Consider the following 24179-nt stretch of genomic DNA (forward strand, 5'->3'; position numbering starts at 1 on the left):
GCGGATTATCAGAAGGGACCGGCAGTCATGAGCACGGCGACCGTCCTCGATTCAATCATCGAAGGTGTCCGCGCTGACGTTGCCGCCCGCGAGGCCATCGTCAGCTTGGCTGAGGTCAAGGCTGCTGCCGCCGACGCACCACCGCCACTGAACGTGATGGGTGCGTTACGTGAGCCGGGTATCGGGGTGATCGCCGAGGTCAAGCGCGCAAGCCCGTCCCGCGGCCAACTGGCCAACATCGCGGATCCGGCAGACCTTGCCCGGGCCTACCAGAGCGGTGGTGCCCGGATCATCAGTGTGCTCACCGAGGAGCGCCGATTCCACGGGTCGCTTGCGGACCTGGACGCGGTGCGTGCCGCGGTGTCTATCCCGGTGTTACGCAAGGACTTTGTGGTACGTCCGTACCAGATCCACGAAGCGCGTGCCCACGGCGCCGATATGCTTCTGCTCATCGTCGCCGCACTCGAGCAGCCGGCCCTCGAGTCGATGCTGGAACGCACCGAGTCGCTGGGGATGACCGCACTGGTCGAGGTGCACACCGAGGAAGAGGCCAACCGGGCGCTGCAGGCGGGCGCCAAGGTCATCGGCGTCAACGCCCGTGATCTCAAGACCCTCGAAGTGGACCGCGACTGCTTTGCCCGAATTGCCCCCGGACTGCCCAGCGACATCATCCGTGTTGCTGAGTCCGGCGTCCGGGGAACTGCCGACCTGCTCGCCTACGCCGGCGCCGGTGCCGACGCGGTATTGGTCGGCGAAGGTTTGGTCACCAGTGGCGACCCACGCACCGCCGTGGCCGATCTGGTGACTGCCGGTACCCACCCGTCCTGCCCGAAGCCCGCCCGCTAACGCGCTACTGCGTGCGCGAGAACTGAATCTGATGGCTGATCTTTCGAATTCCGAAATGCCGCGCTCCAGCGCGGCCATTGCTGAACCCACTTCGCACGACCCCGACGAGCGCGGCCACTTCGGTCGGTACGGCGGACGGTTGGTGCCCGAGGCTTTGATGGCGGTGATCGAAGAGGTCACTGCCGCCTATGAAAAGGCCCGCAACGACCAGCAGTTCCTCGACACCCTGGACGACTTGCAGGCCCATTACAGCGGCCGCCCGTCGCCGCTGTACGAGGCCAAGCGGTTGTCCGAGCACGCCGGTGGCGCACGGCTGTTCCTCAAACGGGAAGACCTCAACCACACCGGGTCTCACAAGATCAACAATGTGCTCGGCCAAGCGCTGCTGGCCAAGCAGATGGGCAAGACCAGGGTCATCGCCGAAACCGGAGCCGGTCAGCACGGCGTTGCCACGGCCACGGCGTGTGCGCTGCTGGACCTCGAGTGCGTCATCTACATGGGTGCGGTCGACACCGCGCGTCAGGCACTCAACGTCGCCCGGATGCGGCTGCTCGGAGCCGAAGTGGTGTCGGTTCAATCCGGCTCCAAGACGCTCAAGGACGCCATCAACGAGACGTTCCGGGACTGGGTTGCCCACGCCGACTCCACCTACTACTGCTTCGGCACCGCGGCGGGTCCGCACCCGTTCCCGACCATGGTGCGCGACTTCCAGCGGATCATCGGTCTGGAAGCCCGCGTCCAGATCCAGAAGCAGGCGGGGCGGCTGCCCGACGCGGTGACCGCCTGCATCGGCGGCGGCTCCAATGCCATCGGTGTCTTCCACGCGTTCATCGATGATCCCGGTGTGCGATTGGTCGGCTATGAGGCTGCCGGTGATGGTGTCGAAACCGGTAGGCACGCAGCAACTTTCACTGGTGGATCGCCAGGGGCGTTCCAGGGTTCATTCTCGTACCTGCTGCAGGACGAGGACGGTCAGACCACGGAGTCGCATTCCATCTCGGCAGGTCTGGACTATCCGGGCGTCGGCCCCGAGCATGCGCTGCTGAAGGATCTCGGACGGGCCGAGTACCGGCCGATCACCGACACCGAAGCCATGGATGCATTCCGGCTGCTGTGCCGCACCGAGGGCATCATCCCGGCCATCGAATCGGCCCATGCCGTTGCCGGCGCCCTCAAGCTCGGTGTCGAAATGGGACCCGGCGCGGTGATCGTGGTGAATCTGTCCGGTCGCGGAGACAAAGACGTCGAAACCGCGGCAAAGTGGTTTGGACTGCTCGACGAAAGTGAGGCCCAGGGCTCATGACGGCACCAGCTGGAGCCCGGAGCAAGCTCGGCCCGCTGTTCGAGGCCTGTCGCAACGAGGGACGTGCCGCGCTGATCGGGTACCTGCCCACCGGCTATCCCGATGTACAGACCTCGATCGAGGCGATGACCACTCTGGTCGACGGGGGCTGCGACCTGGTCGAGGTGGGCATCGCCTACTCGGATCCGGGGATGGACGGTCCGACCATCGCGGCCGCGACCGAGACCGCGCTCCGTAACGGAGTTCGGGTGCGGGACGCATTGACCGCGGTCGAGGCGATCAGCAACCGCGGCGGCAGCGCCGTGGTGATGTCGTACTGGAACCCGGTGCTCCGCTATGGAGTCGATGCGTTCGCCCGCGACCTCGCTGCCGCCGGTGGCGCCGGCATCATCACCCCCGATCTCATCCCTGACGAAGCCGACGACTGGTTTGTCGCGTCCGACGCACATGGCCTGGACCGGATTTTTCTGGTGGCGCCCTCGTCGACGCCGGAGCGGCTGGCAGCCACGGTGCAGGCATCCCGTGGCTTCGTCTATGCCGCATCGACCATGGGGGTGACCGGTGCTCGTGACGCGGTCTCCAACGCAGCGCCGGAACTCGTCGCGCGGGTCAAAGCGGTCTCGGATATCCCGGTCGGAGTGGGCCTGGGTGTGCGGTCTGGAGCCCAGGCGGCAGAGATCGGCTCCTATGCCGACGGCGTGATCGTCGGGTCGGCGTTGGTGGCCGCCCTCGACGGCGGGTTGCCTGCCCTGAAGCTGTTGGCAGAAGAACTCGCAGCCGGTGTCCGGCAGAAAGTCACCGAGGTTCCTGGGTGAGCACGACGCTCCTGGCCGCTTTCCCCAGCCCGTCGCAGGGTGTCTGGCATTTGGGTCCGGTACCCATCCGCGCTTACGCGCTGTTCATCATCATCGGGATCATCGCAGCGCTGGTCATCGGCGATCGCCGATGGGAAGCGCGCGGCGGTGAGCGCGGTGTCATCTACGACATTGCGTTGTGGGCGGTGCCCTTCGGTCTTGTCGGCGGGCGGCTCTACCACGTCATCACCGACTGGCCAACCTATTTCGGCGCAAACGGTGCGGGTCCGGTTGCGGCGCTGCGGATTTGGGACGGTGGCCTGGGTATCTGGGGCGCTGTTGCCCTCGGTGGTGTGGGCGCCTGGATTGCCTGTAAACGCCGCGGCATTCCGCTGCCCGCCTTTGCCGACGCGGTCGCACCGGGCATCGTGCTCGCTCAGGCGATCGGCCGGATGGGCAACTATTTCAACCAAGAGCTCTACGGTCGCGCCACCGACGTGCCGTGGGGCATGGAGATCTTCTACCGGCGTGAACCGTCCGGGGTCATCGATGTGCACTCCCTCAACGGGGTGTCCACCGGCCAGGTGGCCGCGGTGGTACATCCGACGTTCCTGTACGAGCTGCTGTGGAACCTGTTGGTGTTCGCGGCCCTTCTGTACATCGACCGACGGTTCAAGATCGGTCATGGTCGGCTTTTTGCGCTCTATGTGGCCGGCTACTGCGTGGGTAGGTTCGGCGTCGAGCTGATGCGTGACGACTTCGCCACCCTGATCGCGGGGATCCGGATCAATTCGTTCACGGCGACGTTCGTTTTCATCGGCGCGATTGTCTACTTCATCCTGGCCCCGAAGGGGCGTGAGGCACCGGACACGCTGGGCGGTAATGACACCGCGGACTCGGTGGTCAAAGACTCCGTGGTGAAAGACGCGGTGGGCGAGGTCGAGAAGGCCGCGGCTGCCACTGGTGTGGTCGCAGCGGTCACCGTCGCTGAGAAGGAATCAGAGCCCGAAGTATCCGAGCCCGAAGTATCCGAGCCTGAAGAATCTGAGCCCGAGGGGTCGGAGCCCGAAGAGTCCGAGCTCACGGTCGCTGAAGTCGAAGCAAGGTCGGAAGACGAAGCGGAATCAGAAGATGACGAAGCAACCGAAGGCGCCGACGCCGAGTTAGAAGCCCCCGATCAGGCGATCGTCGAGGCTGAGGTGACCGCCGGCAGCGGCGTGGTCACCGAAACGGAAGCCGAAGCCGAGGACGAACAGCTCATCGACGAGGACCACGATCCCGTCGATGAAGACGATCTCGAGAGCCTCCAGGAGTACGACGGAGAGGTCCCGCACGCGCCGGTGTCGGAGCAGCAGGAGGCCTTCGACAACGAAGCTCTCAGCGACGACGACGACGAAGCAATCGCCGACGACGAGGTGCAGGACGAGGCCGAGGCTGCCGACGATGAGGATGTGCCGGCGGTTGCCGAAGAAGTGGCTGCCGAAGTCGCGGATGTAGCGGTGGATGAGGCCGACGCGACCGAAGTGCCGGCTACCGAGGATGAGGCCGATGAGGACCTGGCCGAAGAGACGGCCGCCGAGGACGTGGCTGCTGAGGTTCAGGCTGCCGCCGATGAGGACGTGCCGGCGGTAGCCGAAGAAGTGGCTGCCGAGGTCGCGGATGTAGCGGTGGATGAGGCCGACGCAGCCGAAGTGCCGGCTACCGAGGATGAGGCCGATGAGGACCTGGCCGTAGAGACGGCCGCCGAGGACGAGGCTGCTGAGGTTCAGGCTGCCGACGATGAGGACGTGCCGGCGGTAGCCGAAGAAGAGGCCGTCGAGGTCGACGAGTCCGCGGATGTAGCGGTGGATGAGGCCGAAGAGCCGGCCGCCGACGACGAGGCCGAAGAGGACCTGGCAGAAGAAGCGGCGGCTGAGGACGAGGATGCCGCCGGCTCGGACGTGCAGATCGGCGAGGAATCGTCGAAAGAGCCTGAACAGGACACCTCAGAACCGGAACCTGAACCGTCCCCGGTGATCACGCCGTCCCCGGCACCGGCCCGCGGATCGCGCCTGGGTCGGCTGTTGCGCCGTCGCCGCTGAGCTGTCCTACCAGCCGAGGGACCCCGGCACTCCTTTGAAAGGCCCGACGACACGGCTGGTGATCCAGCCGCCGTAGAACCCGCCCGGTTGCGGTGTCACGATCTCGCCGTCGACGCGGCACCGGTCGACAGCGCTTGCCATCACCGCAATAGCTCCGGCGATGGCCTCGAATCCCGGGGTGGGCTGGGGATATGTCCATGCGGCGCGTGGTGCGGTTGCGGCCGCGGTGGCGAGGTCGAAGTAGCTGGCCTGTCCCTTCCACTCACACCACGATGAACCCTGGGTCGGTCGCAGTGTTCCGGTGGTGAAGGATTCGGCCGGCAGGTAGTAAGTCGGTGGGTGACTGGTTTCCAGCACCCACCAGGCTCCGACCGCGTGGGCGACTGTGACACCGCCGAGTTCGACGGTGATCGTGGCGTCGATTCTCTCTACCCGAGGTGGTCTCGGATATGCCCAGACGGACTCCTGGCCGGGGCCGGGGACTTCGGGGACTGGACGCACAACGCAACGATAGAGACGAACCCGACCGGAACCGAGATCCTTGGCCAGAATCTGGCATCCTTGGCGTTATGACGGACCCGCAGTTCGGATCGAACCCCAGCTCCAAGCCCGGCTCTGAAGCCGACGAAGGCACTCCGCCGGAGCAGTCCAGTTATCCGCCGCCGAGCGGCGATTTCCCGCCGCCGCAGGCCAGCTATCCGCCGCCGAGCAGCGGCTTCCCGCCGCCGCAGGACTTTGGGCAGTACCCACCGCCACCGAACGGTGGCTTCGCTCCGCCGCCGAATGCCGGCTATCCGCCGCCGCCGGAATACGGTCAGCCGCAGTTTGCTGGCCAGTACCCGCCCCCCGGCGCCTACTACGACCCGTCGGCACCCTATGGGCGCCACCCGGTCACCGGCGAGCCCTTCTCGGAGAAGTCGAAACTGGTGGGCGGCCTGCTGCAGCTGCTCGGACTGTTCGGCCTGGTGGGTATCGGCCGGATGTACATGGGTTACGTCGGCCTGGGGGTGGCTCAGCTGGTGGTGGGGCTGCTCACCTGCGGCATCGGGGCCGTCATCTGGGGGATCATCGACGCCATCCTGATTCTCACCGACAGGGTGCGCGACCCGCAGGGCCGTCCACTTCGTGATGGGACCTGACGCTCCGGCGCAGCCACCCACTCGCCGCGCCCAGCTCTACACCGCACTCGGTACGGGTGCGGTGTTGGCTGGGGGATTGGCCTATATCGGTGTCAACGATCCGCATCGGCCGGGTTCGATTTTTCCGCCCTGCCCGTTCCACGCGCTGACCGGGTGGTTCTGCCCGGGGTGCGGCGGATTGCGGATGACCCACGACCTGCTGCACGGCGATATCGCCGCCGCCGCCGTCGACAATGTGTTCCTGCTCGTTGCCTTGCCCGCGGTGCTGTTGTGGGTGTGGCTGCGTCGCCGCAGCCGGAAACCGATCTGGACCACCTTCTCGGTCGTGTTCCTTGTCGTGGCCGCCGTTGTCTGGACGGTGGTCCGCAATCTGCCCGGCTTTCCGCTGGTCCCGACTGTTCTCGGCGGGTAGCTGAGCGGTTGCGCTGTTAGACTTCGGAAATCGGTGGCGCACTGCTGTCGGCAGAAGTGCCACCGTGTCGGGCCGGTGCAGTCCCGCGTTTCACACGTCAGACTGCGGCCGGTACTGAGATCTGAATGCCCCTAGCGCATCCCACTAGTGCACGAGACTCTCGCCTCCCGCGGTTGCGGCCGCGGAGGTGTACGCATGCTGTTCTCGGCAGTGCCCAGGGCACAGGGACTCTACGACCCCGAGCAGGAGCATGACTCCTGCGGTGTTGCGATGGTCGTCGACATCTTGGGTCGCCGGTCCCACTCGATCGTGGCCGACGGCTTGATCGCGCTGGAGCACCTCGAACATCGGGGTGCAGCCGGCGCCGAACCCAATAGCGGTGACGGAGCAGGCATCCTGCTGCAACTCCCGGTCGACCTGTTGCGGGCCGTCGTCGACTTCGAGCTTCCTGCACCCGCCGCCGACGGCAGCAACACCTTCGCCGCGGGGATCTGTTTCCTGCCGCAAGATCCGGTGGCGCGAGCGGCGGCTCGGGACCGGGTCGAGGCGATCGCCGCTGACGAGGGCATCGACGTGCTCGGTTGGCGCACGGTCCCGGTTGATCCGGACGGCGCCGAGGTGGGCGCAACGGCGCTCGGATGTATGCCGCACATGGTGCAGCTGTTTGTTGCCGCACCGCCGGATGAACAGGGCCGCCGGCTCTCCGGCCTCGACCTGGACCGGCGGGTCTACCCGTTGCGCAAGCGCGCCGGCCACCTGACTTCGGAGATCAAGTCCACCGGCAGTGGCGTCTACTTCGTGTCGCTGTCCAGCCGGACCATCACCTACAAGGGCATGCTCACCACGATGCAGCTCCCGAAGTACTTCGACGATCTGCGCGACGAGCGTTGCACCAGCGCCATTGCGATCGTGCACAGCAGGTTCTCCACCAACACATTCCCGTCGTGGCCGCTGGCGCACCCGTTCCGTTTTGTCGCCCACAACGGCGAGATCAACACCGTCCGCGGGAACCGCAACCGCATGCACGCTCGCGAGGCGATGCTGGCCAGCACTCTGATCGGCGGTGATCTGGCCCGGCTCTCACCGATCTGTACCCCGGAGTCGTCCGATTCGGCTTCCTTCGACCAGACCCTGGAGCTGCTGCACCTGGGCGGGCGGAGCTTGCCGCACGCGGTCATGATGATGATCCCCGAGGCCTGGGAGAACAACGCGGATCTGAGTCCGCAGCGTCGCGCCTTCTGCCAGTTCCATGCTTCGATCATGGAGCCCTGGGATGGCCCGGCGTGCGTGACGTTCACCGACGGCACCGTGGTCGGCGCGGTGCTGGACCGCAACGGGCTGCGGCCGGGCCGTTGGTGGCGCACTATCGATGACCGCGTCATCCTGGCCAGCGAGAGTGGCGTGCTGGACGTGCCGTCGGCCGAGGTGGTGGCCAAGGGTCGCCTCGAGCCCGGGAAGATGTTCCTGGTCGATACCGCGGCCGGCCGGATCGTCTCCGATGAGGAGATCAAGGACCAGCTCGCCTCCGCCCACCCGTATGCCGAGTGGTTGCATGCCGGGCTGCTCGATCTCAAAACGCTGCCGGACCGGATCCGTGTCCAGCCCAATCACGAGTCGGTGGTGCGCCGCCAGATCGCCTTCGGCTACACCGAAGAGGACCTGCGGATCATGCTGACCCCGATGGCGGCTTCGGGGGCCGAACCCCTGGGATCGATGGGCACAGACACTCCCACCGCGGTCCTCTCCCAACGCTCCCGGTTGTTCTACGACTACTTCGTGGAACTCTTTGCGCAGGTGACCAATCCGCCGCTGGACGCGATCCGCGAGGAGATCGTCACTTCGATGGCGCGGGTGATGGGGCCGGAGCAGAACCTGCTGGAACCGTCGGCAGCATCCTGCCGGCAGATCCTGCTGTCCTGGCCGGTACTGGACAACGACGAGCTGAACAAGATCGTGCACATCAACGACGACAACGAGCAGCCCGGCCTGCGGACGACGGTGCTGCGCGGCCTCTACGATGTCGAGCGCGGTGGTGACGGGCTCGCGGAGGCCATCGAGGAGTTGAGGCTGCGCGCCTCTGATGCGATTGCCAAAGGTGCTCGCACCCTGGTGATCTCCGACCGCGACTCCGACCACACTCGGGCGCCCATCCCGTCGTTGCTGGCGGTTTCTGCGGTGCACCACCATCTGGTGCGCACCAAGGAACGAACCAAGGTTGCCCTCGTCGTCGAGACCGGTGATGCCCGCGAGGTGCACCACATCGCGATGCTGATCGGTTACGGCGCTGCCGCGGTCAACCCCTATCTGGCCTTCGAGTCCATCGAAGATCTGATCCGCGAGGGCGAGCTCACCGGTATCGAGACTTCCACGGCGGTACACAATTACCTCAAAGCGCTCACCAAGGGGGTGACGAAGGTGATGAGCAAGATGGGTATCTCCACTGTCGGCTCCTACACCGGGGCGCAGGCGTTCGAGGCGATCGGCCTGGACCGCGGGGTGATCGACGAGTACCTGACCGGCACCGTCAGTCAGCTAGGCGGTGTCGGCCTCGACGTCATCGCCGAGGAGGTCAAGCTGCGGCACCGGCGCGCGTACCCGGAGAATCCCACCGAGCGGGTGCACCGCCGGCTGGAGATCGGTGGCGAGTACCAGTTCCGTCGGGAAGGTGAGCTACACCTGTTCACGCCGGAAACTGTTTTCCTCCTGCAGCATTCGACGCGGACCAGAAGCCTCGAAGTGTTCCGGCAGTATTCGGATGAAGTTGATCGCCTCGCTCGCGAGGGTGGTGCCCTGCGCGGTCTGTTCACCTTCAAGGAGGGTCTGCGCCCGCCGGTGCCGCTGCACGAGGTGGAATCGGTGGACTCGATCTGCACCCGGTTCAACACCGGGGCGATGAGCTATGGGTCCATCTCTGCTGAAGCCCACGAGACCATGGCCATCGCGATGAACAATCTCGGCGGCCGCTCCAACAGCGGTGAGGGCGGTGAGGACGTCGACCGGCTGTATGACCCGCGGCGCCGCAGCGCCGTCAAGCAGGTCGCTTCGGGCCGGTTCGGCGTCACCAGCGACTACCTCGTGAACGCGAGTGACATCCAGATCAAGATGGCGCAGGGCGCCAAACCGGGTGAAGGTGGCCAACTTCCGGGATACAAGGTGTATCCGAACATCGCCAAGACCAGGCATTCGACGCCGGGCGTGGGCCTGATCTCGCCGCCACCGCACCACGACATCTACTCGATCGAGGATTTGGCGCAGCTGATTCACGATCTGAAGAACGCCAATGACCGGGCGCGCATCCACGTGAAGCTGGTCAGCTCGGTCGGGGTGGGCACCGTGGCCACCGGTGTGTCGAAGGCCCACGCCGATGTGGTCCTGATCTCGGGTTACGACGGTGGTACCGGGGCAGCTCCGCTGACGTCGCTCAAACATGCCGGGGCGCCGTGGGAGATCGGGCTGGCCGATACCCAGCAGACGCTGGTGCTCAACGGGTTACGCGACCGCATCACCGTCCAGTGCGACGGCGGGATGCGTACCGCCCGGGATGTCGTGGTGGCCATGTTGCTGGGGGCCGAGGAGTTCGGCTTCGCCACGGCTCCGCTGATCGTGGCGGGGTGCATCATGATGCGGGTCTGTCACCTCGACACCTGCCCGGTGGGGGTGGCCACGCAGAACCCGGAACTGCGGGCGCGGTTCAACGGCGAGCCGGAGTTCGTGGAGAACTTCTTCCGGTTCATCGCCGAGGACATTCGTCAGTATCTGGCGCAGTTGGGTTTCCGCAGTATCGACGAGGCTGTGGGACATGCCGAATTGCTCGATACCGCCGCCGGCGTGGCCCACTGGAAGAGCGCCGGGTTGGATCTGAGCCCGATCTTTGCGGTCCCGACCGACGCTCACGGCGCCAGACTGCCGCAACGCCGGCGCCTGCGCGACCAGGACCACGGACTCGAACAGGCCCTCGATCAGACATTCATCGCGCTCGCCGAGGGCGCGCTGGAGGACGCCCACGAGGTGGTGCTGGAGCTCCCGGTCCGCAATGTCAATCGGACGGTGGGCACGATGCTGGGCGCAGAGGTCACCCGGCGCTACGGGGCCGCCGGTCTGCCCGCCGACACCATCACGGTGAAACTTGCCGGGTCGGCCGGTCAGTCGTTGGGTGCCTTCCTGCCGCCGGGGATCACCATCGAGCTGGTCGGTGATGCCAATGACTATGTGGGCAAAGGCCTGTCCGGCGGCAAGATCGTGGTCCAGCCGCCCGACGACGTCCTGTTCCTGCCGGAGGAAAACGTGATCGCCGGCAACACACTGCTCTACGGCGCCACCTCCGGCGAGGTCTATCTTCGGGGCCGGGTGGGGGAGCGGTTCGCTGCCCGCAACTCCGGTGCGCTGGCAGTCGCCGAAGGTGTCGGCGACCACGCCTGCGAGTACATGACCGGCGGACGGGTGGTGGTGCTCGGAGCGACCGGCCGCAACATGGCCGCGGGCATGTCGGGCGGGGTCGCTTTTGTGCTCGGGCTGGACCCGGCGAAGGTCAACACCGCGATGGTCGAATTGCAGAGCCTCGACAACGAGGACCTGGTGTGGCTGCGTGAGGTGATCGCCGGCCACGCCCGGTACACCGGCAGCACGGTGGCAACGTCGGTGCTGGCTGACTGGCCAAGGCGCAGCGCACAGTTCACCAAGATCATGCCCACTGATTACCAGCGTGTGCTGCAGGCCACCCGGATGGCCGAGGCGCAGGGGCGTGACGTCGATACCGCGATCATGGAGGCGACCCGTGGCTGATCCTCAGGGATTTCTGAACGTGCCCAAGGTGGAGGCCACCAAGCGGCCCGTCGATGAACGCGTCGGGGACTGGCGTGAGGTGTACGAAGCCCAGGATCCGCATCAGCGGGCCGCGGAGGTCAGCCAGCAGGCACGGCGTTGTATGGACTGCGGTATCCCGTTCTGTCACTCGGGATCTGCTGGCTGCCCGCTGGGCAATCTGATCCCGGAATGGAACGATCTGGTGCGCCGCGGCCGCTGGGATGCGGCCAGCGACCGGTTGCACGCCACCAACAATTTTCCCGAGTTCACCGGGCGGTTGTGCCCGGCCCCCTGTGAAGCGGCGTGTGTGCTGTCCATCGCTGAACAACAGACCGGCGGCAGCGTGACCATCAAACGCATCGAGCAGTCGATCGCTGACGAAGCTTGGCTCGACGGCACGGTGGAACCTCAGCCCGCGGCCGTCAACACCGGTAGGAGGGTTGCCGTCGTCGGTTCCGGTCCGGCGGGATTGGCTGCGGCACAACAACTCACCCGGGCGGGACACCACGTCACCGTCTACGAACGCGATGACCGCCTCGGCGGCCTGCTGCGCTACGGGATTCCGGAGTACAAGCTGGAGAAGTCGACCCTCAACCAGCGCTTGGCGCAGATGCGGGCCGAAGGAACTCACTTTGTCACCGACTGCGAGGTCGGAGTCGATCTGGACGTCGAGGAGCTGCGGTCCCGCTTCGATGCGGTGGTGCTGGCGGTGGGGGCGCTGCGCGCGCGGGACAACGATGTCGACGGCCGTCACCTCAACGGGGTCCATCTGGCGATGGAACACTTGGTGCCGGCGAACAAGGAATGTGAAGGCGACGGTCCTTCGCCGATCTCGGCGAAGGGCAAGCATGTGGTGATCATCGGTGGCGGGGACACCGGGGCCGACTGTCTGGGTACTGCGCACCGGCAAGGTGCGGCGTCGGTGACTCAGCTCGACTACAACGCCGAGCCTCCCGGGATGCGCGACGACGAGCGCAGCCCGTGGCCGACGTGGCCGCTGGTGTTACGTACCTCACCCGCACATGCAGAGGGGGGACTGCGCCGCTACGAGGTGGCGGTGCAGCGTTTCCTGGGAGACGACGACGGCAATCTGCGTGCCATGGAGGTCGCCGAGGTTCGGGTCACCCGGGACGCCGACGGCAGGCGGGTCATCACCCCGGTCGGGGAGTCGCTGGTGCTGCCGTGCGATCTTGCTTTGCTGGCGATCGGATTCGAGGGGGTCGAGAAGATGGCTTTGCTCGACGGCCTCGGATTGGACCTCAATCCCCGTGGGGCGCTGCCGTGCGGATCGGACTGGCAGACCAGCGCGCCCGGGGTGTTCGTGTGCGGTGACGCACATCGGGGTGCCTCGCTGGTGGTGTGGGCAATCGCGGAGGGCCGTTCAGCGGCTCACGCGGTCGACGTGTATCTGATGGGGGAGTCGGACCTGCCCGAGCCCGTTCGGCCGTCGGCATTGCCGCTGGCTGTGATCTAGGCCGATGTGTCGTCATCCGGGCACCCAGACAGGTGCCCTGCCAGGGTTCATCTCGACGTCTCGGGGGTATCAGCAAAGTGACCGAAACGCCAACACATCTGTATCGGTCGAGATGCCGTTTGACTGCGACTATGCTGGGGCGCCGTGACTAGACGCGGCAAGATCGTTTGCACTCTCGGGCCTGCAGTTGGGACAGACGAGCAAGTCAGAGCGCTCGTAGAAGCGGGCATGGACGTCGCCCGACTGAACTTCAGCCACGGCGACCACAGCGACCACGAAGCCAATTACAAGCGGGTCCGCACGGCCTCCGATTCGTCGGGCCGGGCAGTCGGCATTCTGGCCGACCTGCAGGGCCCGAAGATCCGTCTCGGCAGGTTCTCCACCGGCGCCACTCTGTGGGCGACGGGCGAGACCGTGCGGATCACGGTCGAGGACTGCATGGGCGTCCACGACCGGGTGTCCACCACCTACAAGCAACTTGCGCACGATGCGTCCCCCGGCGACCGGTTGCTGATCGATGACGGCAATGTCGGTTTGGTGGTCGAGAGCATCGACGGCGACGATGTCGTCTGCCGGGTGACCGAGGGCGGCCGGGTCAGCAACAACAAGGGGTTGTCGCTGCCCGGGATGAACGTCTCGGTGCCGGCTCTGTCGGAGAAGGACATCGCCGACCTGAAATTCGCGCTGAATCTCGGCGTCGACTTCATCGCGCTGTCATTTGTGCGCTCACCGGCAGATATCGAACTGGTGCACGAGGTCATGGACCAGGTCGGACGCCGGGTGCCTGTCATCGCCAAATTGGAGAAGCCGGAGGCCATCGACAACCTCGAGGCCATCGTGCTGGCGTTCGACGCAATCATGGTGGCTCGCGGTGACCTGGGCGTCGAACTGCCCCTCGAAGAGGTTCCGCTGGTGCAGAAGCGTGCCATCCAGATGGCCCGTGAGAATGCCAAACCGGTGATCGTCGCGACCCAGATGCTGGAGTCGATGATCGAGCACTCCCGGCCCACCCGTGCCGAAGCTTCCGACGTGGCCAACGCGGTGCTCGACGGCGCCGACGCGGTCATGCTCTCTGGTGAGACGTCGGTGGGCAAGTACCCGCTGGAGGCGGTCCGCACGATGGCCCGCATCGTGTCCGCAGTGGAGGAGAATTCCACTGCCGCACCCCCATTGACCCACGTACCGCGCACCAAGCGTGGCGTGATCTCCTATGCCGCCCGCGATATCGGCGAGCGCCTCGACGCCAAGGCCCTGGTGGCGTTCACGCAGTCCGGTGACACGGTGCGCCGGCTGGCCCGGCTGCACACCCCGCTGCCGCTGCTGGCGTTCACGGCCTTGCCGGAGGTTCGCAGTCAGCTGGCGCTGACGTGGGGGACCGAGACGTTCATCGTGCCGACGATGGACACGACGGACACGATGATCCGCCAGGTGGACAAGTCGCTGCTGGAGCTCGGTCGGTACAAGCGGGGTGACCTGGTGGTCATCGTCGCGGGTGCCCCTCCGGGCACAGTAGGCTCGACCAACCTGATCCATGTGCACCGGATCGGCGAGGACGACCACTAACGGCGACCAGGAGTATTCAGCGATGACACGGCCGGCGAGCTCAGATTTCAACGAACTCCTGGCCGTGTTGGAGCTGCGTCCGGCCGGGGACGATGTGTTCGTCGGCGGGCATCCCAGCAAGAACCCGATCCGCACGTTCGGCGGTCAGATGATGGCGCAGGCCTTTGTCGCGGCCAGCCGCACGGTGGCCCGCCAGCTGCCGCCGAACGCGCTGTCGGTGCATTTCATCGCCGGTGGCGATCCGGCCAAGGACCTCGAGTTCACCGTGGTGCGGATGCGTGATGAACGGCGTTTTGCCAACCGGCGGGTGGATGTCTCCCAGGACGGTCAGTTGCTCGCGACGGCCATGGTGTCGTTCCTCGCCGGCGGCCGCAGCCTCGAGCACGGTGTCACGATGCCGGATGTGCCACCGCCACACGATCTTCCGAAGATCAGCGATCTTCTGGAGGGATATGAGTCGGTGGTGCCGCTGTTTTTCGAGGCTCTCAAGCCGATCGAATGGCGTTACACCAATGACCCGGCCTGGGTGATGCGAGACAAGGGTGACCGGTTGGACCACAACCGGGTCTGGATGAAGACCGAAGACCCGATGCCGGAGGATCCGGTGCTGCATCACGCCGCCCTGGTGTACTCCTCGGACACCACGGTGCTCGACTCGATCATCACCACCCACGGACTGTCGTGGGGTTTCGACCGCATCTTTGCGGTCACCATCAATCATTCGGTGTGGTTTCACCGCCCGGTGATCTTCGACGACTGGCTGCTCTACTCGACCACGTCCCCGGTGGCGTCGGATTCCCGAGCCCTGGGCACGGGACACTTCTTCGACCCGAACGGCGGTATCGTCGCGACCGTGGTGCAGGAAGGCATCGTCAAACACTTCCCCGCCAAGGGCTGAGCCCACTCACCCGGGTTGGTCAGTGACGTTTGGGCTCCGGTTCCCGGGGCACTCCTGCCAAGCCGACGCTTCAAGTAGCTGGAGTTTGTGGTCCCTTCGACCCGGTCGGCCCTCGAGTATCGACAACTCGCCCGGAAACGTCTGGTTTCAGGTTGTCGGCGCTCACCTCGGGAACCAAGGAGAGCCATGTATTCACACACCGAACAACTCATCAACAAAATCGCTGTCGACGAGCCGGATCCGGCTGCCGCGAACGCTCTCCAGGAGGGCCTCGGAGGACAGTTCGGCGAGATGCGGACGATGATGCAGTATCTGTTCCAGAGCATGAACTTCCGTGGGGACGCCGCCGCCAAGCCGTACAAAGATCTGCTTCAGGGAGTCGGTACCGAGGAGATCAGCCACGTGGAACTCATCGGCACCACCATCTCGCGTTTGCTGGATGGTTCACCCGGATACCAGGGCAGGAAGACCGATCCGGTGGACAAACCGGGCGCCAAAGGCGCAACGCCGTTGAAGATCGCCTTGGATCACAGCAACATTCACCATTATCTCGTTGGTGCCCAGGGTGCCCTTCCGGTGGATGCGGCCGGCAATCCGTGGTCGGGTTCCTATGTGTACAACAGCGGCAACCTCGTTCTCGATCTGCTGTACAACTTGATGCTGGAGTCCACTGGGCGTCTCCAGAAGTGCCGCATCTACGAGATGACGGCGAACAAAGCGGCCAGATCCACCATCGCCTACCTGATCGTCCGTGATCAGGCGCACGAGAATGCGTTCGCCAAGGCTTTGGAAACCCTTGGGGTCAACTGGGGTTCGGTGCTTCCGATCCCCAAGACCAACGCGGAGAAGTTCCCGGAAGTGAAGAAGCTCCTCGATCTGGGTTTGCAGAGCATCCAGTACAGCTTCAGCGCCGACGACCAAAGCCAGGCAGCCAAGCTGTACCGGGGTGCATCTCCGTCCAACGACGGAACCGAACTCAGTACAGCCGTGATGCCCGAAGGCGTGCCCATGACCATGTCCCCGGAACGGCGCGAGGAGTTCGCGCCGGGTCTGGACGCCGAGCTGTTGGCGCTGATCCAGGCGACGGCAGAGGCCGAGGTGGCCGCCGTTGACGATGCCGGGAAGTAGAGTCCGATCGCCGCTGGCGGCTATGCGATGTCGTCGGGGGTCCGGTGTTCGGCGATGGCCGCGAGTCGGCGGGTGCACTCCCGGTTGCGCGGATATGCCAGGGCCAGCGCGACTCGACGCGGCACCCACCCCATGGGGGCGCCCACTGGTTCTTCGGCCATGGTGATGCGGCAGCCGCCGCCGTCGACATCGTTCAGCCGCAGAGAGATTCGCGCTTTGCCGAAGGGTCGTCCCTTGGCCAGTAGCACCAGCTGTTGCTCTGGCCGGCACTCTTCGACCGCGGTCAGGTCATCGAGTAGGGCCGGCCAGACACCGATCGAATGCCGGATGGTGGTGCCCACTTCGGGCCACTTCCGGTCGACAGCCCGCATTCTGCTGTTGCCCACCACCCACTGCGAGTATGTCCAACCGTCGGCCAGCACGGCCCAGACCTGTTGACGGGTGGCCCTGGTGTCTTTATGCACGGTCAGGGGGCCGTCTGTGTTCTCAGATTGCTCGGTCACGACTGTCCCTTTGTGATCTGCGGTGCCGGACGGCCACTTCCGGCTGTCTACGCTCCCATCTCGGTGCTACCCGTGGCGGCGCTGTCGAAACCCGTGACCGCCGTGGACCTCGGCCACTGCGGGAGCGCCGGAACGGTGTTGTTGCCAGGGCGCAGCCGGTTGAGGATGAGGGCAAGTGGTGGCCATCCGGCCCGTCCCCGGCGGGTGACGGCGTAGGCGGTCAACGTCACCGCAGGCTCACTGAGCGGCAGTATTCTCAGGCCGTCGAGTGTCGGGCGTTGCAGCGGTAGCAGCCCCACCCCGTATCCGGACCGGATCAATTCCTCCACCAGGTTCAGGCTGTCGATCTGATGTGCGATGCGCGGCCGGAAGCCGGCCAGCGCCGCCAGCGTCCGAACAGCTTGTTCGTCAGCAGTGTTGCGGGAGTTCACAATCCACGTCGCATCCGCGTAGTCGGCCAGCTCGCTTCCGCCGGGGCCGCCGGCGGGCACCGCCAATCCCCAGGGCGCCGTCCACAGCGGTACCGCTGCGAGCGCTGCGTCCGGGGCCGCGGGCGCCAAGTTGTAGTCGTAGGTGAGGGCGAGGTCCAGTTCGTCACCGACCAGCAGCCGGAACGCCTCCACCGGCTCGAACTCGCTGATGATGACGTCGACATCGGGGTCGGTGTAGGCCAGTTCGTCGAGGACGGGCAGAAGTGACGCCCGGATTCCGGTGGCAAACCCGCCGACACGCACCGTGCCGACGGGTTCGGCACCGGGGTCCAGGTCGAGCCGTGCCGCGTCGACGGCGGCCAGGATTCTCACCGCGTGATCGGTGAGCCTGCGACCGGCCGGGGTGAGGCGCACCCGGCGGCCGTCGGGCTCGATCAGCGCGGTCCCGGCTTCCTTGGCCAGTGCGGCGATCTGCTGCGACACCGACGAGGTGGTGAGTCCGTGGGCTTGGGCGACGGCCCGCATCGAACCAAGCTGGGACAGTGCCAGCAGCAGCTGTAGCCGGCGAGGTTCCATCCGCCAATTGTTCATGATGGATGAACGGTATGTCCGTATTTATCACGTGGACGTGAATGGTCATCGTCTTCTTGAATGGACTCCATGACTGACAGCCAGGCCCGCGGCGGCACCGTCATGGCACTGGGCGCGATGCTCTGTGTACAGATGGGACTGGCCATCTCGGTCATGCTGATCGACCGGATCGGCGCCGATGGCGCGGCGTTCCTGCGTCTGGCATGGGCGGGCGTGCTGATGGTGCTGATCGTGCGGCCGCGGCGCAGCGCGTTCACCCGTCGCTCATTTCTGTACTGCGTGGCCCTCGGTGTGGTGACCGCGGCAGTGACGCTGCAGTTCATGGCAGCGGTGGAACGTATCCCGCTGGGGACGGCCAGCGCACTGGAGTTCCTGGGGCCCCTCGGGGTGGCTGTGGCGACCGCCGGTGCGGGCCGCCGGATGCTGTGGCCGGCGCTGGCCGCGATCGGCGTCCTGCTGCTGACCCAGCCGTGGACGGGTCAGGTGGACTCGATCGGGGTGCTGTTGGCCCTCGGTGCCGCACTGTGCTGGGCTGCCTACATCCTGCTCACCCAGCGGGTCGGCGACGACGTCGCCGGTGTCAACGGCCTCGCGGTGTCGATGCCGACTGCCGGTCTGGTGGCAACCGTTGTCGCCGGGCCGGCGACATTTGCTCACCTCACCCCGGGACTGATGCTGATCGGGTTGGGATTGGCGATACTGCTGCCGCTGGTTCCGTTCACCCTGGAATTCTTGGCGCTGCGCCGCCTCACCACGTCGGCTTTCGGGACGCTGATGAGCTTCGAGCCGGCATTCGCCCTGCTCATCGGTCTGCTGGTGCTACACCAGGTCCCCGGCCCGGCCGCGGTGTTCGGGATTGTGTTCGTCGTCGCCGCCGGGATCGGTGCCGCCCGTGCCGGGGCTCGGGTCGCACCGGTCGCCACCGACGCCGCCCGGTGAGTCGAAGGTGACCTCCACCCGCTGAAAAGGCTTGGCCCGCTGCGCCTGTGCCTGCCCTTCGTACATCTTGCGGTCGGCGGCCGTCAGATCGACATCGTCGGTGAAGGGGGTCAGCAGCGCCCGCGGGTGCAACCTGTCGACCCGCACCACATTGATCTCCGCGCAGATCAGCAGGCTCGTCGATACCAGGTAGAGAAAGGCGATCATGCCGAGCACCACGGCAAAGACACTGTTGATGACGCTTGCCGTGGCCACCACCCGGGCGACGTAGCCGGCTCCGAACCACTGCAACAGCTGCCACACCGCGGCCGCGGTCACCGCCCCCGGGAGCACCTCGGCGTAGGTGAGTGGACGGGTGGTGGTGACCCGGAACGCCACGGTGCACACCGCCGCATTGAGGGCAAACGCCGCAACCACCACCCCGACCGTGCCCGCGGCGCCAAAACCACGCCCCATCGCGACCAGCAGCGTTGTGGTCACCAATGCGGTGCCCATCACCAGCAGTAGGACCAAGCTGCGCAGGCGTGACCGGAACGGGTCGGGACGCAGGTGCCGTGGTACCGCCCAGACGGTCTCCATGGCGTTCTGGACCGCCTGACCGACCCCCAGACCGCCGTACAGCGCGACGGACACACCGATGACCACCCCGGCGGTACCACCGCTGAGTGCGCTCGGTTCGCTGAGCTGGTCGCCGATCAACGGGAACTGCGCGAGTGCCGAGTCGTAGATGGCGGCTCGCCATTCCGGGCGCCCGGCCAGCACGACGCTCAGCACTGTCGTCAGCAGCATCAGCAACGGGAACAACGAGACAAAGGCGTAGTAGGCCACCAACGCGGCCAGATATCCGGCCTGGTCGTCAATGAACTTGTAGACCACTGCGATCGCGAAGCCGGCCGTCGGGCTGCGCTGCTGCAACCGGTCCAGCCATCCGAGCATGACGACCTCCGTGTGAACCGAACCGACCGGGCCGTCGGACTCCGGCGAGTGCATACCCGATCAGGGCGCCGATCCCACCGAAACCCGAAGTGACGGTCATCCCCACTCGTGGTTCATGGCGCGGGAGTCGACGGTGCCGTACCGCGGCTGGTCGGGCCGTCCCCGGTGCCGTGACAGCGCGATCAGGATCGTCGCCAGCGCGGCCGTCACGGCACCGGCGGCGAAGATGATGATGTAGGCACTTTCAGGAGGCTGCCCGGTCTGTGCCGACGGGTGACCGAGCAGGACCGCCACGATCGCCGCGGCGACGGCGCTGCCCACCGTGCGGGCGATGGCATTGAGGCCGGTCGCCACTCCGGTTTCACCGCGGGCGGCTTCGCTGACGACCAGAGCGGGCAGTGCACCGTAGGCGAGGCTGATGTAGGCGTTGGTGAAGATGCCGGCCACGATCACCTGCCACGGCTGGGAATGTGCAACGGCCAGACCGATGAATCCCACGATGCCGGTGAGCGCTCCACACACCAGCACCGGTCGGGCACCGAAGCGGTCGATGAACCGTCCACTCACCACCGCCATCACCAGGCCGGCGAATGCGCCGGGCAGCAGGTAGACGATGCTGGAGTAGAGCACGCTGGCCGAGAAGCCGTAACCGGCGATGTCGCGGGGCGCCTGTACGAACGCGGTCAAACCGAGGAATCCGAAGTACAAACCCATGCCGACGAACACGGTGGCGAGGTTGGTCAGCAGCATCGATCGCCGGGTCAGCAAGGAGATCGACACCAGCGGATGTTGCCGCCCGCGCTCCCAGAGCCCCCAGAGCCCGAGGACCACAGCTCCGCCGGCCGCGGTGCCGATGGTGATGGGGGAGGTCCAGCCCCAGGTATTGCCCTGGGTGATCGCCAACAGGACTGCGCTCAGTCCGGCGGCCAGCCCTACCGCTCCCCACCAGTCGACACTGCCCTCACCCCTGCGTTGCCGTGACGGGACCACAAACACCACCACCAGGATCACCGCCAGGGTGAAGACGGTGGTCAACCAGAACACCCGGTGGTAGTCGGCGTCCCCGTCCACCAGGAGGCCGGTTGCGACCAGGCCCACGCCGCCGCCGAAGCCGAGGATCGCCGACAGGACTGCCAAGGCTCGGACCACCCGGGTCTCGACGAGCTCTTCGCGCAACACCGCTACGCAGATCGGGTACAGCGAGTACGACACCCCCTGCAGTGCGCGGGCGGCAATGAGCACTGGCAGCGAGCTGGTGGTGGCGGCGATGATCGATCCGATCAGGACGACTCCGAGCACACCGAGCAGCACGTGCTTCTTGTTGTAGAGATCGGCCAGCCGGCTCAACAACGGGGTGGCTGCCGCCGCAGCCAGCAGGTTGGCGGTGACGGTCCAGCTGACGGCGACGGATGAGGCCTGGAGTTGATGGGCGATCAGGCCCAGCACCGGAACGACAGCGGTCTGCAGCACCGCGACGGTGAGTGCGACGACGCTCAGGGCTGCGATCAGGAGCCGGGGGGAGGGACCGGCCTTGAGCAACGTGCCTCCTCGTTCGGAACCGGCGGGCCGGGCGGAACTCTTGTCGAGAAACATATCGAATATCGAATTATCGCAGGGTGCCCGAGTGTCCCGGGATGGCGGGCGATGCGGTCCGTGTGACGGCGACGAGGCCGTAGGGTGAGGTCCGTGGACTTGCTCCTGGGCATCGACATGGGCACCGGTAGCTCAAAAGGTGTGCTGGTCGATCCGGATGGTGTGGTCCTGGCCGTCGAAACAATCGCCCACGCCGTGGAGTTGCCGCGGCCGGGCTGGGCAGAGGTCGACGCCGAGGCGATGTGGTGGGGTGAGGTCTGCGCCCTCAGCCGTGCCCTGGTGGACCGGTTGCCTGCCGGAGCGCGTATCGCCGCGATGGGTGTCAGTGGTGTGGGCCCGTGTCTGGTGTTGTGCGATGCGGCACTGCGCCCGCTGCGACGCGCGATCCTCTACGGAATCGACACTCGCGCCGAGGACGAAATCGCCTTTTTGACAGCAGAATTCGGCGCTGATGCGATTCTCGATCGGGCCGGTACCGCGTTGTCGAGCCAGGCGGTGGGCCCCAAGATCGAGTGGGTCCGCCGCAACGAGCCCGAAGTGTTCGGTCGCGCCACCGGCTGGTACGGCTCGAACTCCTATATCACCGCCAAGCTCACCGGCGAGTACGTGATGGATCATCACACCGCCAGCCAGTGCGACCCGCTGTATGCCACCCGCACGTTCGAGTGGAATACCGAGTGGGCACAACGCATTTGTGGACATCTACCGTTGCCCAGGCTGGTCTGGCCCAGCGATGTGGTGGGGACCGTGCACGCCGAGGCGGCCGTCGCCACGAGGGTACCGGTGGGCACACCGGTGGTGGCGGGCACCGTCGACGCCCTGGCCGAGGCTTTTTCGGTCGGCGTGCGCCATCCCGGGGACCAGATGCTGATGTACGGCTCCACGATGTTCCTGGTACAGATCATCGATGAGTACCACTGTGATCCGGCATTGTGGACGACGGCCGGCGTCGAGCCCGGCACTCATGCATTGGCGGCCGGAACGGCAACGGCGGGCAGCCTGGTGAAGTGGTTGCAGGCCACCACGGGTGGCGCCCCGTTCGACATCCTGATGGCGGAGGCGTTGGCGGTGCCGCCCGGCAGCGAAGGCCTGGTCGTGTTGCCGTATCTGGCGGGTGAGCGCACCCCGGTGTTCGATCCGCGTGCCCGCGGCGTGTTCGCCGGACTGACCTTGCGACACGGCCGCGGCCACTTGTTCCGCGCTGCCTACGAAGGGATTTCGTTCGGTATCCGGCAGATTCTGGAGAAGTTCGACGATGGGCACGGGGCGGACCGAGTGGTGGCGGTCGGCGGCGGGTTGCGCAGTCCGATCTGGGCGCAGACCCTGACGGATGTCACCGGGCGCGCCCAACTGGTCCCGGAGCAGGCGATCGGGGCCAGCTACGGTGATGCGCTACTGGCTGCCATCGGCGCGGGTGTGGTTGCCCCGGATACCGATTGGGCCCGGATCTCCCGGGAGATCACTCCTGATCCGGCAAATGTGGCCATGTACGACGACCTTTACCAGACCTGGCGCGAGTTGTATCCCGACACCCGTCACCTCGTGCACCGGCTTGCGGAGAACCCGGCACCGGTCTCGCGGTGAGTGTTATTCCGCGCCCATCCGTTCCAGGAGGGCTTCGGCCGTGGCCGGGTCGGTCACCAGCTGATTGAAGTATCCGCCGCGGGCGCCGGCGATGATCGACTCCACCTTGTCCACGCCCACCGCCACACCGATGGTGACCGGAATATGGCGCAGCACTTCGAGTTCCACCGCGATCAGCCGGTCGACACCTTCGAACTGGACCTCGTGGCCCTGGCGATCGAAGAATCGTGAGCACACGTCGCCGACCGCGTCGCGTAGTGAATTCGATCGGGTCGGTACGAACTGCGGGATGTCGCTGCGCAGCAGCGGCGGTGCACCGATTCCCATCAGGGCGCAGCGGGCAACCGGCCACAGGTGCAGGACTCGCTGGATGCTCGGATCCTTCAACAGCGACGGATACAGATCATGGCCGGGCAGTGCGGGTGCAAACAGGTAATTGGCCCGGCCGCCAACTCTGTTCGCCACCAACCTGGTGATCTCGTTGGTTTGATACCACTCGTCGGGCTGGTCGTTGCCGCCGACGGTCGGGGCCACCAGGACCCCGGGCAGTGGTGGTAGGTCGTGCTGGGCGACCTCGTAGACGGTGCGACCGGAGGACACCAGCAGAGTGTCACCGGGAAGTAGGCCGGAGGCGGTCAGTGCTCGGCCGACGGCTGGGGCGAGGACGCCTCCCATCACGTCGACCACTTTCCGTCCCGGGCCGGGATTGGGCATCGGCAGGCTCAGGAACACGGTGGTCAGCGCCAGTGCCCGGGCCAGACGGTCGGCGAGGTCGCTCGAGGACACCTCTGCCGGGGCTACCACCTCGATGCGGACGATGCCCCGCCGTTTGGCTTCGGCCAGGAGTCGGCTCACGGTGGCTCGGCTGCAACCGAGCTGGGCCGCCACGTCGGCCTGGGTGGCGTCCTCGGTGTAGTACAGCTTGGCCGCCGAGTACAGCAGCGACGCCGAGAAGTGGCCGACGTCGCCATCGGAAGGCGAGGTCTCCACAACGGGTGGGCTGGGGGATTGTGCGGGGCGGGGCACGAACAGAGTATGCCATTGAACACTTGTGCATCGTCAGTGTTCTGTGAACATTCGTTCTGGACAAAGATGCACTAGGTCGCATACTGTGACTCCACCCACACCATTCGACCTGGTGTGAACCGGGGAAGACCACCG

Annotated in this window: 18 protein-coding genes and 1 pseudogene; 13 read left to right on the forward strand and 6 right to left on the reverse strand. The window is 66.1% G+C overall.

Annotation, left to right across the window (positions count from 1 at the left end):
- Positions 1-27 precede the first annotated feature (27 nt).
- The 4 genes and pseudogenes from trpC to lgt form a co-directional block, all read left to right on the forward strand.
- Entirely contained in the window at positions 28-846 is an 819-nt protein-coding gene (trpC, locus tag WBB07_RS22715; RefSeq protein ID WP_526310788.1) for an indole-3-glycerol phosphate synthase TrpC, read from the forward strand.
- A gap of 31 nt (positions 847-877) precedes the next feature.
- Positions 878-2149 carry a tryptophan synthase subunit beta gene (gene trpB, locus WBB07_RS22720; RefSeq protein ID WP_526310790.1) on the forward strand — a complete coding sequence of 424 codons (1272 nt, stop codon included), beginning with the start codon at positions 878-880 and terminating at the stop codon, positions 2147-2149.
- The gene (gene trpA / locus WBB07_RS22725) at positions 2146-2964 is read left to right on the forward strand and encodes a tryptophan synthase subunit alpha (protein WP_526310792.1); all 819 of its coding nucleotides are present in this window, start codon (positions 2146-2148) and stop codon (positions 2962-2964) included. Before trpB ends, trpA begins: the two co-directional genes overlap by 4 nt.
- 11 nt (positions 2965-2975) lie before the next feature.
- Positions 2976-3819, forward strand: a pseudogene (lgt, locus tag WBB07_RS22730) (prolipoprotein diacylglyceryl transferase); the annotation flags it as partial.
- A gap of 1211 nt (positions 3820-5030) precedes the next feature.
- On the opposite strand, the gene WBB07_RS22735 reads toward lgt, so the two are convergent.
- Positions 5031-5525 (reverse strand): DUF427 domain-containing protein, encoded by a 495-nt coding sequence (locus WBB07_RS22735; RefSeq protein WP_526310794.1) that lies wholly within the window; start codon positions 5523-5525, stop codon positions 5031-5033.
- Between the two features lie 68 nt (positions 5526-5593).
- On the opposite strand from WBB07_RS22735, the gene WBB07_RS22740 reads away from it, so the two are divergent.
- The 7 genes from WBB07_RS22740 to WBB07_RS22770 all read left to right on the forward strand — a co-directional run bounded on the left by WBB07_RS22740 (position 5594) and on the right by WBB07_RS22770 (position 16441).
- Complete coding sequence (locus tag WBB07_RS22740) at positions 5594-6163, forward strand: NINE protein (RefSeq protein WP_526310796.1); 570 nt, start codon at positions 5594-5596, stop codon at positions 6161-6163.
- Positions 6153-6575 (forward strand): DUF2752 domain-containing protein, encoded by a 423-nt coding sequence (locus tag WBB07_RS22745; RefSeq protein WP_526310798.1) that lies wholly within the window; start codon positions 6153-6155, stop codon positions 6573-6575. The genes WBB07_RS22740 and WBB07_RS22745 overlap by 11 nt, the downstream gene beginning before the upstream one ends.
- A 195-nt stretch (positions 6576-6770) precedes the next feature.
- Positions 6771-11357 carry a glutamate synthase large subunit gene (gene gltB, locus WBB07_RS22750; RefSeq protein ID WP_526310800.1) on the forward strand — a complete coding sequence of 1529 codons (4587 nt, stop codon included), beginning with the start codon at positions 6771-6773 and terminating at the stop codon, positions 11355-11357.
- A complete protein-coding gene (gltD, locus tag WBB07_RS22755) occupies positions 11350-12852 on the forward strand; it encodes a glutamate synthase small subunit (RefSeq protein WP_526310802.1) in 1503 nt (500 codons plus the stop codon). Before gltB ends, gltD begins: the two co-directional genes overlap by 8 nt.
- A 144-nt stretch (positions 12853-12996) precedes the next feature.
- Positions 12997-14415, forward strand: a complete 1419-nt coding sequence (gene pyk / locus WBB07_RS22760) for a pyruvate kinase (protein WP_526310804.1) — start codon at positions 12997-12999, stop codon at positions 14413-14415.
- Positions 14416-14437: 22 nt separating this feature from the next.
- Complete coding sequence (locus tag WBB07_RS22765) at positions 14438-15313, forward strand: acyl-CoA thioesterase II (RefSeq protein WP_526310806.1); 876 nt, start codon at positions 14438-14440, stop codon at positions 15311-15313.
- A 186-nt stretch (positions 15314-15499) separates the two neighbouring features.
- Positions 15500-16441, forward strand: a complete 942-nt coding sequence (locus WBB07_RS22770) for a manganese catalase family protein (RefSeq protein ID WP_526310808.1) — start codon at positions 15500-15502, stop codon at positions 16439-16441.
- A gap of 20 nt (positions 16442-16461) precedes the next feature.
- Here WBB07_RS22770 and WBB07_RS22775 read toward each other — a convergent pair whose 3' ends face one another.
- Both WBB07_RS22775 and WBB07_RS22780 read right to left on the reverse strand, forming a co-directional pair.
- Complete coding sequence (locus WBB07_RS22775; protein ID WP_526310810.1) at positions 16462-16944, reverse strand: SRPBCC family protein; 483 nt, start codon at positions 16942-16944, stop codon at positions 16462-16464.
- Between the two features lie 47 nt (positions 16945-16991).
- Positions 16992-17951 carry a LysR family transcriptional regulator gene (locus WBB07_RS22780; RefSeq protein ID WP_526310955.1) on the reverse strand — a complete coding sequence of 320 codons (960 nt, stop codon included), beginning with the start codon at positions 17949-17951 and terminating at the stop codon, positions 16992-16994.
- An 84-nt stretch (positions 17952-18035) separates the two neighbouring features.
- On the opposite strand from WBB07_RS22780, the gene WBB07_RS22785 reads away from it, so the two are divergent.
- Positions 18036-18905: an EamA family transporter gene (locus WBB07_RS22785; RefSeq protein WP_526310812.1), complete on the forward strand. Its 870-nt coding sequence runs from the start codon at positions 18036-18038 to the stop codon at positions 18903-18905.
- On the opposite strand, the gene WBB07_RS22790 is transcribed toward WBB07_RS22785, so the two are convergent.
- Together WBB07_RS22790 and WBB07_RS22795 are read right to left on the reverse strand one after the other, a co-directional pair.
- Positions 18786-19841, reverse strand: coding sequence for a YhjD/YihY/BrkB family envelope integrity protein (locus tag WBB07_RS22790; RefSeq protein WP_526310814.1), 1056 nt, complete (start codon positions 19839-19841; stop codon positions 18786-18788). The genes WBB07_RS22785 and WBB07_RS22790 overlap by 120 nt on opposite strands.
- A gap of 96 nt (positions 19842-19937) precedes the next feature.
- On the reverse strand, positions 19938-21434 hold the full coding sequence (locus WBB07_RS22795; RefSeq protein ID WP_526310816.1) for an MFS transporter: 1497 nt from the start codon (positions 21432-21434) through the stop codon (positions 19938-19940).
- A gap of 93 nt (positions 21435-21527) precedes the next feature.
- Here WBB07_RS22795 and WBB07_RS22800 point away from each other — a divergent pair, with 93 nt between their 5' ends.
- The gene (locus WBB07_RS22800) at positions 21528-23018 is read left to right on the forward strand and encodes an FGGY-family carbohydrate kinase (protein WP_526310818.1); all 1491 of its coding nucleotides are present in this window, start codon (positions 21528-21530) and stop codon (positions 23016-23018) included.
- Between the two features lie 3 nt (positions 23019-23021).
- Here WBB07_RS22800 and WBB07_RS22805 read toward each other — a convergent pair whose 3' ends face one another.
- Entirely contained in the window at positions 23022-24044 is a 1023-nt protein-coding gene (locus WBB07_RS22805) for a sugar-binding transcriptional regulator (protein ID WP_526310820.1), read from the reverse strand.
- Positions 24045-24179 lie beyond the last annotated feature (135 nt).

Source organism: Mycobacterium sp., from assembly GCF_049647605.1.
Classification (GTDB): Bacteria; Actinomycetota; Actinomycetes; order Mycobacteriales; family Mycobacteriaceae; genus Mycobacterium.

Bases quoted from the DNA above. Each gene is read 5' to 3' on its own strand.
- trpC (WP_526310788.1), top strand. From the start codon at position 28: ATGAGCACGGCGACCGTCCTCGATTCAATCATCGAAGGTGTCCGCGCT.
- trpB (WP_526310790.1), top strand. From the start codon at position 878: ATGGCTGATCTTTCGAATTCCGAAATGCCGCGCTCCAGCGCGGCCATT.
- trpA (WP_526310792.1), top strand. From the start codon at position 2,146: ATGACGGCACCAGCTGGAGCCCGGAGCAAGCTCGGCCCGCTGTTCGAG.
- WBB07_RS22740 (WP_526310796.1), top strand. From the start codon at position 5,594: ATGACGGACCCGCAGTTCGGATCGAACCCCAGCTCCAAGCCCGGCTCT.
- WBB07_RS22745 (WP_526310798.1), top strand. From the start codon at position 6,153: ATGGGACCTGACGCTCCGGCGCAGCCACCCACTCGCCGCGCCCAGCTC.
- gltB (WP_526310800.1), top strand. From the start codon at position 6,771: ATGCTGTTCTCGGCAGTGCCCAGGGCACAGGGACTCTACGACCCCGAG.
- WBB07_RS22765 (WP_526310806.1), top strand. From the start codon at position 14,438: ATGACACGGCCGGCGAGCTCAGATTTCAACGAACTCCTGGCCGTGTTG.
- WBB07_RS22770 (WP_526310808.1), top strand. From the start codon at position 15,500: ATGTATTCACACACCGAACAACTCATCAACAAAATCGCTGTCGACGAG.
- WBB07_RS22780 (WP_526310955.1), bottom strand. From the start codon at position 17,951: ATGGAACCTCGCCGGCTACAGCTGCTGCTGGCACTGTCCCAGCTTGGT.
- WBB07_RS22785 (WP_526310812.1), top strand. From the start codon at position 18,036: ATGACTGACAGCCAGGCCCGCGGCGGCACCGTCATGGCACTGGGCGCG.
- WBB07_RS22790 (WP_526310814.1), bottom strand. From the start codon at position 19,841: ATGCTCGGATGGCTGGACCGGTTGCAGCAGCGCAGCCCGACGGCCGGC.
- WBB07_RS22795 (WP_526310816.1), bottom strand. From the start codon at position 21,434: ATGTTTCTCGACAAGAGTTCCGCCCGGCCCGCCGGTTCCGAACGAGGA.